This window comes from Dolomitihabitans soli (assembly GCF_022213955.1).
Lineage (GTDB): Bacteria > Actinomycetota > Actinomycetes > Streptosporangiales > Streptosporangiaceae > Streptosporangium_A > Streptosporangium_A soli.
This window is the reverse complement of record NZ_JAKNTW010000033.1, coordinates 79,734-95,597: the sequence shown is the minus strand read 5'-3', so window position 1 is coordinate 95,597 and position 15,864 is coordinate 79,734. Positions and strand designations below refer to the sequence as shown.

General features: G+C 69.4%; 17 protein-coding genes. 9 read left to right on the top strand and 8 right to left on the bottom strand.

Translation table 11 applies throughout. The features are described 5' to 3' along the window. Positions 1-369: a VOC family protein gene (locus MBA17_RS40610; RefSeq protein WP_238503130.1), complete on the bottom strand. Its 369-nt coding sequence runs from the start codon at positions 367-369 to the stop codon at positions 1-3. Positions 370-407: 38 nt separating this feature from the next. On the opposite strand from MBA17_RS40610, the gene MBA17_RS40605 reads away from it, so the two are divergent. After that, positions 408-971 (top strand): thioredoxin family protein, encoded by a 564-nt coding sequence (locus MBA17_RS40605; RefSeq protein ID WP_238503128.1) that lies wholly within the window; start codon positions 408-410, stop codon positions 969-971. Here MBA17_RS40605 and MBA17_RS40600 read toward each other — a convergent pair. Beyond that, positions 968-1,267, bottom strand: a complete 300-nt coding sequence (locus tag MBA17_RS40600) for a hypothetical protein (protein ID WP_238503126.1) — start codon at positions 1,265-1,267, stop codon at positions 968-970. The genes MBA17_RS40605 and MBA17_RS40600 overlap by 4 nt on opposite strands. A 142-nt stretch (positions 1,268-1,409) precedes the next feature. On the opposite strand from MBA17_RS40600, the gene MBA17_RS40595 reads away from it, so the two are divergent. From MBA17_RS40595 to MBA17_RS40585, 3 genes are all read left to right on the top strand, one after another. Further along, positions 1,410-1,907: a beta-class carbonic anhydrase gene (locus MBA17_RS40595; RefSeq protein WP_238503124.1), complete on the top strand. Its 498-nt coding sequence runs from the start codon at positions 1,410-1,412 to the stop codon at positions 1,905-1,907. Positions 1,908-2,555: 648 nt separating this feature from the next. Further along, a complete protein-coding gene (locus MBA17_RS40590; RefSeq protein WP_238503123.1) occupies positions 2,556-3,005 on the top strand; it encodes a VIT1/CCC1 transporter family protein in 450 nt (149 codons plus the stop codon). 176 nt (positions 3,006-3,181) lie between these two features. Continuing rightward, complete coding sequence (locus MBA17_RS40585) at positions 3,182-4,465, top strand: sensor histidine kinase (protein WP_238503122.1); 1,284 nt, start codon at positions 3,182-3,184, stop codon at positions 4,463-4,465. 91 nt (positions 4,466-4,556) lie between these two features. Here MBA17_RS40585 and MBA17_RS40580 read toward each other — a convergent pair whose 3' ends face one another. Beyond that, the gene (locus MBA17_RS40580) at positions 4,557-6,656 is read right to left on the bottom strand and encodes a DNA gyrase/topoisomerase IV subunit B (RefSeq protein ID WP_238503120.1); all 2,100 of its coding nucleotides are present in this window, start codon (positions 6,654-6,656) and stop codon (positions 4,557-4,559) included. Positions 6,657-6,880: 224 nt separating this feature from the next. On the opposite strand from MBA17_RS40580, the gene MBA17_RS40575 reads away from it, so the two are divergent. Then, complete coding sequence (locus tag MBA17_RS40575; protein WP_238503118.1) at positions 6,881-7,114, top strand: DUF7455 domain-containing protein; 234 nt, start codon at positions 6,881-6,883, stop codon at positions 7,112-7,114. Positions 7,115-7,117: 3 nt separating this feature from the next. Here MBA17_RS40575 and MBA17_RS50760 read toward each other — a convergent pair whose 3' ends face one another. From MBA17_RS50760 to MBA17_RS40560, 3 genes are all read right to left on the bottom strand, one after another. Then, positions 7,118-8,212 (bottom strand): GNAT family N-acetyltransferase, encoded by a 1,095-nt coding sequence (locus MBA17_RS50760; protein ID WP_238503117.1) that lies wholly within the window; start codon positions 8,210-8,212, stop codon positions 7,118-7,120. A 155-nt stretch (positions 8,213-8,367) separates the two neighbouring features. Beyond that, entirely contained in the window at positions 8,368-8,769 is a 402-nt protein-coding gene (locus tag MBA17_RS40565; RefSeq protein WP_238503116.1) for a hypothetical protein, read from the bottom strand. After that, the gene (locus MBA17_RS40560; protein ID WP_238503115.1) at positions 8,766-9,362 is read right to left on the bottom strand and encodes a TetR/AcrR family transcriptional regulator; all 597 of its coding nucleotides are present in this window, start codon (positions 9,360-9,362) and stop codon (positions 8,766-8,768) included. The genes MBA17_RS40565 and MBA17_RS40560 overlap by 4 nt, the downstream gene beginning before the upstream one ends. Positions 9,363-9,427: 65 nt before the next feature. Between MBA17_RS40560 and MBA17_RS40555 the strand changes: the two genes are divergently transcribed. The 4 genes from MBA17_RS40555 to MBA17_RS40540 all read left to right on the top strand — a co-directional run bounded on the left by MBA17_RS40555 (position 9,428) and on the right by MBA17_RS40540 (position 11,681). Continuing rightward, on the top strand, positions 9,428-10,039 hold the full coding sequence (locus tag MBA17_RS40555; protein ID WP_238503113.1) for an NAD(P)-dependent oxidoreductase: 612 nt from the start codon (positions 9,428-9,430) through the stop codon (positions 10,037-10,039). Positions 10,040-10,120: 81 nt separating this feature from the next. After that, positions 10,121-10,597, top strand: a complete 477-nt coding sequence (locus MBA17_RS40550; RefSeq protein ID WP_238503112.1) for an OsmC family protein — start codon at positions 10,121-10,123, stop codon at positions 10,595-10,597. Positions 10,598-10,687: 90 nt separating this feature from the next. Continuing rightward, on the top strand, positions 10,688-10,870 hold the full coding sequence (locus MBA17_RS40545; RefSeq protein ID WP_238503111.1) for a hypothetical protein: 183 nt from the start codon (positions 10,688-10,690) through the stop codon (positions 10,868-10,870). 67 nt (positions 10,871-10,937) lie between these two features. Next, positions 10,938-11,681: a YaaA family protein gene (locus tag MBA17_RS40540; RefSeq protein WP_238503110.1), complete on the top strand. Its 744-nt coding sequence runs from the start codon at positions 10,938-10,940 to the stop codon at positions 11,679-11,681. A 182-nt stretch (positions 11,682-11,863) separates the two neighbouring features. Here the strand turns inward: MBA17_RS40540 and MBA17_RS40535 are convergent, their stop codons facing one another. Then, a complete protein-coding gene (locus MBA17_RS40535) occupies positions 11,864-13,519 on the bottom strand; it encodes an RNA polymerase sigma factor (RefSeq protein ID WP_238503109.1) in 1,656 nt (551 codons plus the stop codon). A gap of 242 nt (positions 13,520-13,761) precedes the next feature. Further along, the gene (locus tag MBA17_RS40530) at positions 13,762-15,849 is read right to left on the bottom strand and encodes a SpoIIE family protein phosphatase (protein WP_238503108.1); all 2,088 of its coding nucleotides are present in this window, start codon (positions 15,847-15,849) and stop codon (positions 13,762-13,764) included. Positions 15,850-15,864: the final 15 nt, after the last annotated feature.

Below are 15,864 nucleotides of genomic sequence, written 5' to 3'. Positions count from 1 at the left end.
TTAATCCGTGACCAGGCAGAAGGGGTGCCCGGCCGGGTCGAGATAGACGCGGAAGTCGCCGTTCTGCTCCCCCGGCTGGTAGTCGTGCTTCACCGCGCCCAGGGCCAGCACCGCCTCCTCGGCGGCGTCCGGGTCCTCCACCCTGAAGTCGATGTGGAACTGCTGCGGATGCTCCTGGTCCGGCCAGATGGGCGAGTGGTAGTCCGCCACCCGCTGAAAGCTGATCTTGGACGTGCCGTCCCCGATCGAGATCCAGCCGGCATCGGAGGTCACGATCTCCCAACCGGCGATCTCACCGTAGAAGCGCGCCAGTGCCGTGGGGTCCGGACAGTCCAGGACGACCGCCTCCAGCTTCGCGATGCCAGTCATCGATCTCTTCCTCCCCGGCGATGGGCCACAATGGTGCCATGGCAGTCAGCTCGTTCATGGTTCCGCTCGGCACTCCGGCACCCGGCTTCGACCTGCCCGCGATCAGCGGCGGAAGGGTGGCGCTCGGCGACCTCAAGGGGTCTCCGGCGACTTTGGTGATCTTCCTGTCCAACCACTGCCCCTACGTCCGCCGGATCGAGCGCGGCATCGGCGCCTTCGCCGCCGACTACCGCGACCGGGTCGCCACCATCGCCGTGTGCAGCAACGATGTGACGAACTACCCCGATGACGACGCCGCACACCTCGCGGAGCAGGCCCGCCGGGCAGGGTTCGGCTTCCCCTACCTGCTGGACGAGGACCAGGAGGTGGCCAAGTCGTACAAGGCGGCCTGCACGCCCGACTTCTTCCTCTACGACGTCGACCTCCGGCTCGCCTACCGTGGCGAGTTCGACGGCGCGCGGCCGAAGAACGACCTGCCCGTGACCGGATCCTCGCTCCGGGCCGCGGCCGACGCCGTGCTGGCGGGAGAGGCCGTCCCCGAACCTCACCAGCCGAGCCTGGGGTGCGGCGTCAAGTGGAAGCCGGGCAACGAGCCGTTCTAGGTGAGGGTGCTCTGCAGGGTGGAGCGCATGGCCAGCAGCAACTGCCAGGGCTCGCCCGACTCCCATGACCGGATCAGCCGGGCCACCCGCTCGCCCGGGTCGAAGCCGCGCGGACCGAAGTCGGCCCGGTGCAGACCGGCGATGAGCGGGTCCTCGTCATCGAGCAGGTCGGCATAGGCCGCGGCGTCGAGCAGCGCGAGGGCGCAGCGCGCGTTGCGCCCACCGTCTCGCCGCTCCACCCGGTCCAGCCGCCGCCAGGCCTGGTCCCGGAGATACTCGGCCACTGATTGGCTCATGCTCATACCATCTCCAGTGTCGCGTACGTTAGGTAGCGACATCTTCACTCATGGCGAGCGCCGATCGTGGGTTCTTCACCAACCCTTGGGATGAAGGAGCCCGTTGACGGGTGAGAAACAGCCATGGTGAATCATAAGCGGCATGACCGTGTTCGACGATCTGATCGCCGCCAATCAGAAGTACGCCCGCAAGTTCAAGGGTTCCAACCTGAACGGCAGGGCCGCCCGCGGGCTGGCCGTGGTGACCTGCATGGACTCCCGGATCGACCCGCTCGGGCTGCTCGGCCTCAAGGCCGGAGACGCCAAGATCCTGCGTAACGCCGGAGCGCGGGTGACCGACGACGTCCAGCGCACGCTCATCCTCGCCGTCTACCTCCTCGGCGTCGAACGAGTCCTGGTGATGCCGCACACCGACTGCCGGATGTCGAAGTCGACCGACGAGGAACTGCACCGGCTCATCAGCGAGGAGCAAGGCGTGGACACCCGCAGCCTGGAGTTCCACACCGTGCCCGACCAGGACGCGACCCTCCGCCACGACCTGCTGCGCATCCGGACCAGCCCGTTCCTGCCCCGCACGCTCGCCGTCGGCGGCGCGATCTACAACGTGCACACCGGCAGGCTCATGCCCGTGGACCTCTGACCGCCGAGCGGGGACCCGAACGTGGGTCACCGTCCGCGCCCTGCCAAGACGCTGCGACTTGTCCGGTCCGCCTGGCGCTCGGTCGGCTGTCGTGTGCCGACGGGTGGCGAACATTTCCTGGTTCAGCCACCAGGTGGCGCCACCGTCCTGGGACGCATTGGAAGGTGTCGGTGAGGCGCCGGCGGTTGAGGGTGCCGTCGGCCTCGGGCTCGCTCTCCAGCAGGATGTCCCGGCCGGTTCGTCCACCGTGCGGCGCCACGTGACGCCGGCGACCGCGCCGAGCCAATAGGCGTGTCAGGCTCCGGTTCCGGGGCGCAGTAACGCAGGCGTTCCGTTGCCAGCATCCACCCCCGCTCGCAGCCCCGCCCGGCGTGGAGGCTCGGGTATGGCGGCCGCGCTTCAACCGCAGGTTCGGCCCATCGTCGGTCTGACCACCGTGGAGGCTGGGGTCCACGGCGGCACGGAGCAGACCGTCTTGTGGCTGTTTTGACAGGGGGCTTCAGCAGGGGAAACACTCGAATTGTGCATGCGGAATGGCCGAAGGATGCCAACTTTCCGGACACCGGCCGGACATCCGCGCACGAGCGGGAGGCGGCTGGGGGGTCTGAGGAGGAACGCGCTCTCCTGCTGCAGCGGGTGCAGCCGGGCTTGAGCGGACTCATCGACGGTTCGCTGTCCTCGCTGGCGCCCATCTTCGCCGTAGTGGTATCGACGCAGAAGCCCGGCTACGCGTTCGTCGCGGGGCTGGCCACGGCGATCGGAGCGGCGATCAGCATGGCCTTCTCCGAAGGCTTGTCCGACACGGGAACGGTCACCGAACGCGGCAACGCCTGGAAACGCGGTGGCGTCGTCGGCGGCGGCACCTTCCTGGGCGGGATTCTGCACACCCTGCCGTTCCTGATCCCCGACTACCTACTCGCGCTCGCCGTCGCGCTCGCCGTGGTCGTGGTCGAGCTGCTGGTCCTGGCCTGGCTACGTCACCGCTTCTTCCGCGTCTCCTTCGCCGGCTCGCTGGCCACCGTCACCCTCGGCGGCGTGCTCATCGCCGGCATCAGCATCGGCCTGGGCGCACTCCTGGGCACATCGATCGCCGACTAGGGCGCCCCGGCCAAGCTGTGCCGGCTCCTTAAGAAGATGTGAGTGCCGGGAAACGGGAGGGTCGCTCTGACGTGAGGGCGGGCTGTCATGCATCGGGCATAGGCCGCTTTACCTGCGATTTGTACTGTAAATGACACCATATGAACATGGCGTGGGGTCGCTCCATCCGGGCTCGGATGACGATTGCGGCGGTGACGGTGTTCGGCGCCATCGTCTTGGCGGGAGTGTTGGCGATCTCGCTGACCTATCCGGCGCGGGCGCGGGCCGACCTCGTCGTCTATGCCGACGACGCCAGCCGCCACCTGGCCACCGTCATCGACAAGCGGCCCTTCACCGGCCCCATCCCGCCCCGGGACCGCGTGCACATCATGCAGATCGTGGACGCCTCCGGACGGGTACGTGCCGCCAACGAGGGACCGACCAGCCGGCAGGTCCTCACCCGTGCCTGGCCCACGGAGGGCGACTCACGGGTCCAGGACCGGGTGTGCCTGCCTGACGGGTGCCTGGTCGTGGTGGGAACGAGCAACCCCACCAGCGTGTACGGGTCCGTCGTGGCCTACGCGGCCATGCATGAGCCGTTCCTGCTGAGGACGCCGTTCCTGCCCCTGCTCCTGTCCGGCTCGGCGGCGGTGCTGGTGGCACTGCTGGGATGGGGCGCCTGGTACGGGACCGGCCGGGTGCTCGCCCCGGTGGAGCGGATCCGCTCGGGGCTGGAACACTTCAGCATCCAGGACCTGGGCCGGCGCATCGACGTGCCCGACACGCGCGACGAGATCGCCGAGTTGGCCACCACGGTCAACCAGACGCTGGCGCGGCTGGAGGACGCCGTGGAACGCAACCGGCGCTTCGTCTCCGACGCCTCCCACGAGCTGCGCACGCCGATCACCGGGCTCATGGTACGGCTGGAGTCGGGACTCGAGGACCTGGACAAGAAGGAGTGGCGGGCGGCGATCACCTGCGCGCAGCGGTTGTCGGACATCGTGCACGACCTGCTCCTGCTGGCCCGGCTGGACGCGAGGGTGGGGATGGCGACGGAGCGGATCGATCTGGGGCAGCTGGTCGAGGAGGAGATCGCGCTGCGGCGCTTCAGGCTGCCCCTGGCCATCGATGTGGTGCCCGGACTCCACGTCGATGGCAACCGGCTGCGGCTGGGGCGGCTGCTGACGAATCTGCTGTCCAACGCCGACCGGTACGGGGACTCCCGGATATGGATATCCGTGCGGGGACAGGCGGACCAGGCCGTGGTGGAGGTGCAGGATGACGGGCCGGGGATTCCCCAGGACATGCGCGAGCGCGTGTTCGAACGGTTCACGCGGCTCGATCACACCCACTCCCGGGACATCGGAGGGAGCGGGCTCGGGCTGCCCATCGCCCGCGACATCGCCACGGCTCATGGGGGCACGCTGGAGGCCGGGGACGGCCCAGGGGCGCGGCTGATCCTGCGCCTACCGAAACGTTGACCGGGTTCTGCACCGCCCCGTCCGGCGTCGGCACGGTCACGGGCCGCCACGCGTGACGGGCCCACGCCCCGTGGGACGTGGGCTCAGCGCGTCAGGCGTCGATGTGGTCGCGGTCGACCTCGGCCGCGCTGCCCACGATGAACTCGCGGCGGGGAGCCACGTCGCTCCCCATCAGCAGGTCGAACACCTTCTCCGCGGCCTCGATGTCCTCGATGCGGACCCGGCGCAGAGTCCGGTGACGGGGCTCCATGGTCGTCTCCGCGAGCTGGTCGGCGTCCATCTCACCGAGGCCCTTGTAGCGCTGCACGGGGTCCTTCCAGCGCTTCCCGCGCCGTTCCAGATCGCGCAGGACCCGGTGCAGCTCGGCGTCGCTGTAGCAGTAGACGTACTTGTCCTTGCCGCGGCCCGGGTTGCTGATCTCGATGCGGTGCAGCGGCGGGACGGCCGCGAACACCCGCCCGGCCTCGACCATCGGCCGCATGTAGCGGTGGAAGAGCGTGAGCAGCAGGCAGCGGATGTGCGCGCCGTCGACGTCGGCGTCGGCCATCAGGATCACCCTGCCGTAGCGGGCGGCGGCGATGTCGAAGGTACGGCCGGACCCCGCGCCGATCACCTGGATGATGGCGGCGCACTCGGTGTTCTTGAGCATGTCGGCCACGGAGGCCTTCTGCACGTTGAGGATCTTGCCGCGAATCGGCAGCAGCGCCTGGAACTCCGAGTCGCGCGCCGCGCGGGCGGTGCCGAGCGCCGAGTCGCCCTCGACGATGAACAGCTCGCTGCGGTCGACGTCGTCACTGCGGCAGTCGACGAGCTTGGCGGGCAGCGCGGAGTTCTCCAGCGCGCTCTTGCGGCGCTGGTTGTCGCGGTGCTCGCGGGCCGTGATGCGCGCCTTGGCGGCGGCGGCGATCTTCTCCAGGGCCGCGCGGAGTTGCTGCTTCTGGCCACGCTTGGGGGCCTCGAAAACGGCCTGGAGCTCACGCGAGACCACGTGGGAGACGATCCGGGCGGCGGCGGAGGTGCCGAGCACCTCCTTGGTCTGCCCCTCGAACTGCGGCTCGGGCACCCGGACGGTCACCACGGCGGTGAGCCCTTCCAGGATGTCCTCCTTCAGGACGGGGTCGTCGCCGTTCTTCAGCAGCCGGGTCTCCCTGAGCTGCTCGTTGAGCGTGCGCACCAGGGCGCGCTCGAATCCGTTGACGTGCGTGCCGCCCTTCGGGGTGGCGATCACGTTGACGAACGAGCGGACCGTGGACTCGTAGCCCTTGCCCCAGCGGACCGCCACGTCGACGGTGAGCTCGCGCTCGACCTTGGTGGGCGTCATGTGCCCCTGGTCGTCGAGGACCGGCACGGTCTCCTGGAAGTGCCCCAGGCCCTGCAGCCTGAGCACGTCGCAGACCGCCTCGTCGCGGGCCAGGAACTCGGTGAACTCGGAGATGCCGCCGTCGAAGCGGAACTCCTCCTCCACCGGCTCCTCTCCCCGGCTGTCACGCAGGCTGAGGGTCAGGCCGGGGACCAGGAAGGCCGTCTGGCGGAGCCGTACGTGGACCTCGTCGAGCGAGATCTCGGCGTCGGGCAGGAAGATCTGCTTGTCGGCCCACCAGCGGACGCGGGTGCCGGTGCCCTTCCTGCCCAGCTTGCCCCCGTCACGCAGGCCGGACTTCTTCTTGAACTTGGCGGTGGGGCCCTCTCCGTCGAAGACGCCGGGCACGCCACGCCTGAAGCTGATCTCGTGGATCCGCTCGTCACGGTCGACCTCGACGTCGAGGCGCGAGGACAGCGCGTTCACCACCGAGGCGCCGACGCCGTGCAGGCCGCCCGACGCGCCGTAGGAGCCGCCGCCGAACTTCCCGCCGGCGTGCAGCTTGGTGTAGACCAGCTCGACGCCCGGGAGGCCGCTCTTGGGCTCCACGTCCACGGGGATGCCACGGCCGTCGTCGCGGACCTCGATGGAGCCGTCGCCGTACAACTCGACTTCGATCCGGCTGCAGTAGCCGGCCAAGGCCTCGTCCACGGAGTTGTCGACGATCTCCCACAGGCAGTGCATGAGGCCGCGTGTGTCGGTGGACCCGATGTACATGCCCGGGCGCTTACGGACGGCTTCGAGGCCCTCCAGGACCGACAGATGACGGGCCGTGTAACCCGTCTCCACACTTACGGCGGTCACACCGACTCCCACTCTTCCATTCTCCATCGAACACGTGTGCGCAGCTTACCGTTCTTCCCGATCGCGCGCGTACAAGCTTGCCAGGAGGGGATGATTAGCGTTACCTGAAGAGTGATCCCCGTCACTTTCCGACACATTCCGCTCTCGGCGTAGCCGGGGGGTGATTGGGAACGTCCAGGTCCGGTTAGATGTTGTCCCAAGTGACTGACGCCAGATCCTCGCCCAGACGGGGATGACCTGAAAGGCGATACGTGACTGGAGCTCTCGCCCCCACCAAGCCGCTGACGGCCCTCGACCGCTGTGACAGATGCGGCGCCCAGGCCTACATTCGCGCGACCCTGCCCGTGGGTGGGGAGCTGCTGTTCTGCGCCCATCACGGACGCCAGCACGTAGCAGCGCTGCGCGACAAGGGTGCCGACATCCAGGACGAGTCCGCGCGGCTCAGTGATACGACCCCTTCAATCGCTAACGACAACGAACGGTAAAGGTCAGCGGACCCGATAGTGATATCGGGCCGACACCGTGAAACCCGCTCGCTCATAGAGCGTCCGGGCCACGGCGTTGGATTCCGTCACGACCAAATATGCTTGCTTCGCGCCCTGTCGCCTCCCCTGGGAGAGCAGGGCGCGAAGTACACCAAGAGCGTGGCCTCTACGGCGCGCCCCCGGGACTACGGCCATGCAGTAGATCCCCCACCAATCTTTTTGCCTCACTCCACGCCCCACCACGACGGGGCCTTCCCCGCCGGGGCCGACACCGCCGGGGCCGACAACGGCCTCGGCGACGCGTGCACGGCCGACGTCTGCGGCGGCCGCTCCATGGTTTGACGTGCCCGCATCTCCAACGGCGTCAGCACCTCCTGCCATGCCGCCGCCTCCTCCTGCCGTGCTCGCGCCTCCTGCCGCGCGTGCTTCTCTCGTCGCGCCGGCGGGCTCCACCGCGCCCGCAGTTCCCACTGTGCACTCGGGCCCGGCCATGCCCGCACCTCCGACGGTGCCCACCTGCCCGCGCGACCCCTCTCCGGCCGCGTACCCGGAGGCGTAGCACGCCGGCACTCCCGTCAGGATCCGCCGCGCCATCTCTTTGCCGCCCGCCCCGACCCTGCCGTCGACGCTCCACCAGGCGTCCAGCCACTCCTCGGACGGCCGCGTCGCCAGCGCCACCTCGGTCCGGTGACCGCCTCGGTCCCCACCGGCATCAAGCCGATCCCCGCCGCCTGCGGCACCCGCCTCGCCGTTCCCCACGGCGAGTACGGCCGGCACCACGCCGGGTACGGCCGGCACCACAGCAGGTACGGCCGGCACCACGCCCGCCGTACCCGGGCTCTCTCCGGCGGATACGGCACCCACCGGCAGACCACTCGGCACGCCGGAGCAGAGGGGTGCGGTCATGACGAGCGTGGGATCCACCAGGCGGTAACCACGGGCGTCGAGTTCCGCGTCCAGCCCCGGAGCGGCTCCCCCACCCACCGTGAACACGCACGGCAGCCCCACCGACGCGTAGAACCTCTCCGCGTCCGCCACGGCCGCCCCGAGATCCCCCGGCTCCCCCACCGCGAGTACCGAATTGGCCCGCTTGGTCACCCCGCCCGCATGCCGGTAAACCCACGCGCCGGCCCGAACCCGGTACGGCGCCGGCCACGCCTCATCAACAAGACCGTCAAAAAGCCCATTAATCACTCAGTGAGCCTAATACTGGGACGGTCAACCGTAAGTCGGGTGCGGGGCGCCGCGCACGATCACGTCGAGAGTCTGGCCCTACCGTCCCGCAGGCCGCACACCGCCGGCGCACCGAGCCACGACCCGATTCCAGGCAAAGCAAGGGGACACTGGGCCTGCCGCCTCGCGTCGATGACGACGGCGTCGCTGTGGCGGATCCGGCCGATAGCCCACGAGACCGAACCGTGGAAGCCACGGATCTTCAGCCACGTTCCGATGACGGCGACCGGCGCCGGGCTGCGTCTCCGGTGTCCGGTTGCCCGAGCGGGCGGGCCGTCGATCACGGTGGTGGTGTTCCAGTCGGCGGTGTCCAGGCTTGTCTCCTCGCCCTCGGGGTTCTTGCTGACCACCCTGGGTGGATGGCTCTCGTCGAATAGGCCCTGGCTACCTATGGCCGATCGTGCGAGAACCGGCCGGATCACCCGATTTCGCCGGGCGGGAGCAGCGAGGCGAGCAGGGCGGCGGTGAGGGCGGCGGCGGTCCTGTCAAGCGTGCCGGGGTCGTCCTCGTCTCGGAACCGGGCGAGGAACGCGTGCTGGAAGCAGGCTCCGACGAGCAGCGCCGCAGCGGCTTCCGGGTCGGCGGTGGCGGCGATCCGGCCGAGGTCGCGCTCGGCCCGCAGGTAGGCGGCGACCTCCTGGTTCGGCAGGTCGGGCCCGGTGGCCTCACGCCGGAGGCTCTCCTGGTGAGCGGCCAGCAGACGCGGTTCCGCGAAGATCGAGGCGGCCATGGGAAACGTGACGCGGTAGAACTCCAGCGCCGAGCGAGCCGTGGCGAGGAGGTTCTCCGCCACGGTGTTCCGCCCCGCCAGATCGGGATCGGGCGCGAAACGTGGCAGCCGTTCGCGCAACACGCCGACGAAGATCTCCGTCTTGTCCCGGAAGTGCTTGTAGAGCGCGGCCTCCGAGCAATCGGCCGCTCTGGCGATCTCCTTGGTCGTCGCGTGGGCCAGCCCTCGGGCCCGCATGACCTCGGCGGCCGCGTCAAGGATTCGTTCTCTGGTGTTCCGGGCCATTCGCGCCCCCTAGGCAGGTGCTGGCTATCGTAGTGGGTGAGTACTCACTTACCGAAGGGGCAGGCGTGAAGATAACGATCATCGGGGCCAGCGGGGGCACCGGCACCCAGCTCGTGCGCCTCGGTCTGGAGCAGGGCCACGACGTCACGGCCGTCGTCCGCGACCGCGGCAGGCTCGCCGTACCCGATCACCCGCGCCTGGAGGTGGCCGTCGCCGATCCGCTCGACGCCCGCGCACTCGGACCGCTCGTCGAAGGCCGCGACGCGGTCCTGTCCGCCCTCAGCGGCGTGTGCGCCGACGGGGCGACCGCCACCGTGCGGGCGATGCACGAGTACGGCGTGCGCCGCCTGCTCGTGGTGAGCGCCGGCGGAGCCCATCCCGGCCCCGGAGACGACCCCTTCACCCGATACATCCTCAAGCCGATCCTCTGCCAGGTGCTCCGCCGGCCGTACGCCGACATCCTGCGCATGGAGGACATCGTCCGTGACAGCGGTCTCGGCTGGACGATCGTGCTGCCGCCCCGGCTCACCGACGGCAGCCACACCGGACGTTACCGCGCGCTCGCCGGGCGCAACATCCTCGGCGCGCTGAGCATGTCCCGCGCCGATCTGGCCGGCGTCATGCTGACCCTGGTCGGCGAGGACCGCTACCTCCGGCAGACGGCCACCGTCGGCTGAGCGGTCACCGCACGGACCTCCCACCGGGCGGAACCCGCGACCGTGAGACGATCGCCCCAGCTACGACCGACGGAGGATCTCATGCCCAGAACCCACGGCTATGACGTCACGGTCACCTGGACCGGCGATCGCGGCACGGGAACGAGCGGATACCGCGACTTCGATCGCGATCACGACGTGACGGCCGACGGGGTTCCGACGATCACGGGCAGCTCCGACCCGGCCTTCCGCGGCGATTCCCATCGCTGGAACCCGGAACAGCTGCTCACCGCCGCCCTCTCCCAGTGCCACATGTTGTGGTATCTCCACCTGTGTGCCGTCGCGGGAGTCGTGGTGACCGGTTACACCGACACCGCACACGGCACCATGGAGGAGTCCGCCGACGGCGGCGGCCGCTTCACCCAGGTCACGCTCAGGCCACACGTCACCGTCGCCTCCCAGGACATGGTCGAGAAGGCGGTCAGCCTGCACGAGCCGGCGAACGAGAAGTGCTTCATCGCCAATTCGGTGAACTTCCCGGTCCTTCACGAACCGGTGGTCACGATCGGCCAAGCATGAAACCCAGCCTTTACCCGATATCGTCCCTTTTGACCCTTATTTGCCTATTATGATGGTTTAATCCACTTGAGGCTGCCCCCGGGACTACACATGAAGATCGTCCACTTCCGGCCGACCACGGACTCCGTCGTCCACGAAGAGAGCGCCGACTGCGTCTGCGGACCGCAAGGCGACATCGTCGGCACCCGCACGACGCCGCACCCGGCCGGCGTGATCTACCACCACCACGCGCTGCACCACTGCGCCGAGTGGGAAGTCTCCGAAGCGAACTGAGATCGGCGGCCACCACCCGCAGGAGCACGACCTGACCTGCTCCCCTGCACCGGTAGGCTCGACAGCCGTGCTGATCCTGTTGCCGCCCTCGGAGGGCAAGGCCACCGTGGGAGACGGCCCGTCGCTACAACTCGACGGGCTGAGCTTCCCCAAACTGGCGCGATCCCGGAAGCGGGTCATCACCGCGCTCCTCGCCCTGTGCCGCACCTCGAAGGCGCGGGACGTGCTCGGACTGTCCGAGGGGCAGGCGGAGGAGATCGCGAAGAACCGCGCGCTGCGCACCGCCCCCACGCTGCCGGCCGGCCGCCTCTACACCGGTGTGCTCTACGACAATCTGGGACTCGCCACCCTCGACGCGGACGCCGCCGGGCGGGCCGCCGACAGCCTGGTGATCTTCTCGGGCCTGTGGGGGGTGCTGCGCGTGCATGATCACGTCCCGCCGTACAGGCTTTCGATGGGGGTGGGGTTGCCCCCGCTCGGCGGCCTCGCCGCCTTCTGGCAACCAGCGGTCGCCAAGGTGCTCGACCCCGAGCCCGGCCTGGTCGTCGATCTGCGCTCCTCGACGTACGCACCCGCGTGGCGGCCGGGCGCGCGCGCTGTGGCGATCAAGGTGACCAGGGACGGCAAGGTCGTCAGCCACATGGCCAAAGCGACGCGGGGCGCGATCGCGCGCTCCCTGCTGACCTCCGGCGCCGACCCCGCGACACCCGAGAAGCTGCACCGGCATCTCGCCGACCTCGGCTACCGAGTGGAACTGGGCGCGCCCCCCACCGGCAGACGCCCCTGGGAGATCACCTGTGACGTGACCTGACAGGCGGGAGCACGACGCGAAGCTCAGGTCGAAGGACTGCGGGAGCACGACGCGAAGCTCAGGTCGAAGGACCGATGAGGGCCGAATGGCTGGGACGCGTCCCCCCGCAGGGGACGGCCGCGTGAACGCCAGATCACCGGACGCCACAAGCGGCGCCCGGTGACCGGGTGAAACGAGAAACGTCAGTCGAGGTAGTCGCGGAGGACCTGCGACCTCGACGGGTGACGGAGCTTGGACATGGTCTTGGACTCGATCTGGCGGATCCGCTCCCGGGTCACGCCGTAGACCTTGCCGATCTCGTCCAGCGTCTTCGGCTGACCGTCGGTCAGGCCGAACCGCATCGACACCACGCCCGCCTCGCGCTCCGACAGCGTGTCGAGAACGGAGTGGAGCTGCTCCTGAAGGAGGGTGAAGCTGACCGCGTCGGCGGGAACGATGGCCTCGGAGTCTTCGATCAGGTCACCGAACTCGCTGTCGCCCTCCTCACCCAGCGGGGTGTGCAGGGAGATCGGCTCGCGGCCGTACTTCTGGACCTCGACGACCTTCTCCGGGGTCATGTCGAGCTCGCGGGCCAGCTCCTCCGGCGTCGGCTCGCGGCCGAGGTCCTGGAGCATCTGGCGCTGTACGCGGGCCAGCTTGTTGATCACTTCGACCATGTGGACCGGGATGCGGATGGTCCGCGCCTGGTCGGCCATGGCCCTGGTGATCGCCTGCCGGATCCACCAGGTGGCGTAGGTGGAGAACTTGTAGCCCTTGGTGTAGTCGAACTTCTCGACCGCGCGGATCAGGCCCAGGTTGCCCTCCTGGATCAGATCCAGGAACAGCATGCCGCGCCCGGTGTAGCGCTTGGCGAGCGAGACCACGAGGCGGAGGTTGGCCTCCAGCAGGTGGTTCTTGGCCCGGCGGCCGTCTTCGGCGATCCACTCCAGCTCGGCCCGCACGTCGACCGGGAGCCGGTCGCCGTCGGTGCCGAGCTGCTCCTCGGCGAACAGGCCGGCCTCGATCCGCTTGGCGAGCTCGACCTCCTGCTCGGCGTTGAGCAGGGGAACCTTGCCGATCTGCTTCAGATAGTCCTTGACCGGGTCGGCGGTGGCACCCGCGGCCGCGACCTGCGCGACAGGGGCGTCATCGTCGTCGTCGGTCAGTATCAACACTTCGTCGTCGCTCTGCACGACGACCTCGGCCTTGGGCTCCTCGTCGGGCTCCGGCTCGACGACGGCCTCAGCCTCGGGCGCCGCCTCGGACTCGGTGTCGTCGGTGTCGGCCTCGACGTCGATCTCGAAGTCTTCGAGCTCGACCTCTACGTCGATCTCGAGGTCCTCGTCGTCGACGTCGGCGGACTTCGGCTTGGTCTCGGTGCCGGCCTCGCCCTTCGGCGCCGGGCCGGCGGCCTCCGACCTGACGGTCTTCTTGGCAGGAGCGGCCTTCTTCGCCTGCGCGACCTTCTTCGCCGGAGCCTCGGGCCTGGCCTTCCTGGCCATCGACTCGGGCTCGCTGACGACCGCGGTCACGGTCTCGGGCTGCGGCTCCTTGGCGGCCGCCGAGGAGGCGGCCTTGGTCTTCTTAACGGGGGCTGCGGTGCGACGCTTGCCCGACCCACGAGACCTCTTGGGCGCGGCCGCCGAGTCGGCGGCGGTCACGACGACGGTCACACCCTCCTTGCTGAGGCTCCTGAGGAACCCAGCGGCGTGTGACATCGGGATGTCGGCCTCCTCGAAGGCCTTACGGACATCCTCGGACTCGAGGAATCCCTGCGAGCGCCCACGCTCGAGCAGTCGCTGAATGACGGGCTCGTTCAGCTCGGATGGCTTTGAGCGAGTCGAACTTGCAGGCGACACGAACACCTCTCGAACGAACGCGTGGCGACAATGGACCCAGGTGCCCGCTAGGGGCAGATGCCTTCTATGTTGTGATGGCGTGGCCGTACGGACCGCGACAGACCTGTCCAGCATTGTGACACGACACCGCACTCCATACGCCCGCCTCCCGGCGGTTGCCCTCCACCCTAGGCCGCCCCAGAGACTGGTGCGTACGGAAGCGGAGCACTGATATCCGAAAGCAACCGTTATGACTGTTTCATTCAGTCACTCTTCGTGGCCCCGGGAACGTGTATCGCCAAAACCGTAACATCATCATCTTGCTCGTACCCTGCCAACATGCGCTCTACCAGGAAGTCGAGCAACATGTGCGGGCTTCCCACCACTTCAGGTGGAGCCTCGGTCACAACCGAGCAAAGCTCGGCGAGTCCGGCGTCGAGACCCCGCTTCCGGTTCTCCACCAGGCCGTCGGAGTAGAGGACCGCGGTGTGCCCGGGCGGCACGCAGAAGCGGAACTGACGGCGGCTGCTCGCCCAGCCCAGCGGCGTGCCCGGCTCGCCGTCGCACAGCAACGGCACCCCCTGCGGCGAGACCAGCAGCGGCGGCGGGTGGCCGGCCAGCGCCAGCGTGCCCTCTCCGGTGCCGGGCTCGACCACCATGTAGGCGAGGGTGGTGACCTGCTCCTCTTCCTCGGTCGCCTCGAAGACCCGGTCGAGACCGGTCAGGACGGCCGCGGGCGGCGGGTTCGTCAGCGCCAGCGCGCGCATCGCGTTGCGGATGCGGCCCATGCCCGCGGCGGCCTTGACGCCCTTGCCCATGACGTCGCCGACCACCGCCGCGACCCGGCCGTCCTGCAGGACGAACGCGTCGTACCAGTCGCCGCCGACCTGGACGTGCCGGCTGCCGGAGCGGAACCGCTGGGCGAGCACCAGGCCCGGCACCACCGGGAGGCTGTCGGGCAGCAGGCTGCGCTGAAGCGTCTCCGCCGTGCGGTGCTCCCGCTCGAACAACGTGGCCCGCTCCACCGCCAGCGCGCACTGTCCGGCCAGCGCCTCCAGGAACACGCCGTCTTCCTGCGAGATCTTCTGCGGTCTGGTGAAGGCGAACCGGAGCGCGCCGAGCGCCCTGCCCGCCGCCAGCAGCGGCAGCCCGACCCAGGCCCGCTCGTCGCTGTGCGTGAGCCCGGCCACGGCCTCCTCGCCCCCTCCCGCTTCGAGGAGCAGCGCGGAGAGACTCTCCGGCGACTCGGCGAAGACGGGCCTGCGGCTGTTCACGGCCATGGTCATCACGCTGGAACGCGACAACGGGATCTCATCGCCGGGGGCGTCGGGCACGCCGCCGCTGTTGATCAGCTTCAGCGCGGCGCGGTCCGGGTCGAGCAGCGCGACCGCCGAGCGGTCGGCGGCCAGCGCCGTACGGCCCACATCGATGATGACCTGGACGACCTGCTCGACCGTGAGCGCCTCGGCCAATATCGCCGTGGCCCCCTGGAGCCTGGCGGTGCGCAGCGCGGCGGCGCCGAGCTGGTCGGTGAGACGGCCGCGCATCTCCTCGGCCTCACGCTGCGGCGTGACGTCGGTGTTGGCGCCGACCCACTCCACCACGCGGCCGTGCCGGATGATCGGCACCGCCCTGACCTCGAAGTGCCGGTAGCCGCTCGCCCGGGTGCGGACCCGGTAGTTCCACTCGAACATGGTGCGGCCGCGCAGAGCCTCCCGCCACGCCTCCTCGGTGTGCGGCCGGTCGTCGGGGTGGACCGCCTCCAGCCAGCCGTGGGCGAGGTACTCCTCCAGCCCCTGGCCGGTGATCGCCCGCCACTGCGGCGCGTCCTCGATCACCGCGCCGGACGGCGAGGTGATCCAGACGAGCTGGGACTGGGCCTCGACCAGCGAGCGGTAACGCTCCTCGCTGCGGCGCAGGTCCTCCTCGGTCTGCCTGCTCTCGGTCATGTCGACGCCGACCAGGACCACGGCGCGCAGCACGCCCTCGTCGTCGTTGACCGGCGAGAACGACAAGGTCCAGTGGCTGGTCTCGCCGTCGGCGGACCTGACCCGGACCCGGTGGTCGCCGTCGTCGATGCCCTGCCCGCCGTCGGCCACGTCGCGCACCGCGCCCTCGATCAGGGCGGTGAGGTCGGCAGCCAGCGTCTCACTGGGCAGCCGGCCGATCAGGCGATCGGCGGGAACGCCCACCACCTCGACGAAGACGTCGTTGACCCGCTGGACACGGCCGGCGGGGTCGAAGAAGGCGAAGGCGTAGGGAGTCTGGAAGACCAGACCGTTGAGCAGGCCGGAATCTGAGATGTCCACACCCGACTCCCGGGGACGGGGAACGGAGGTCTCGGCGCTCATGGTCGGCACCTCCGT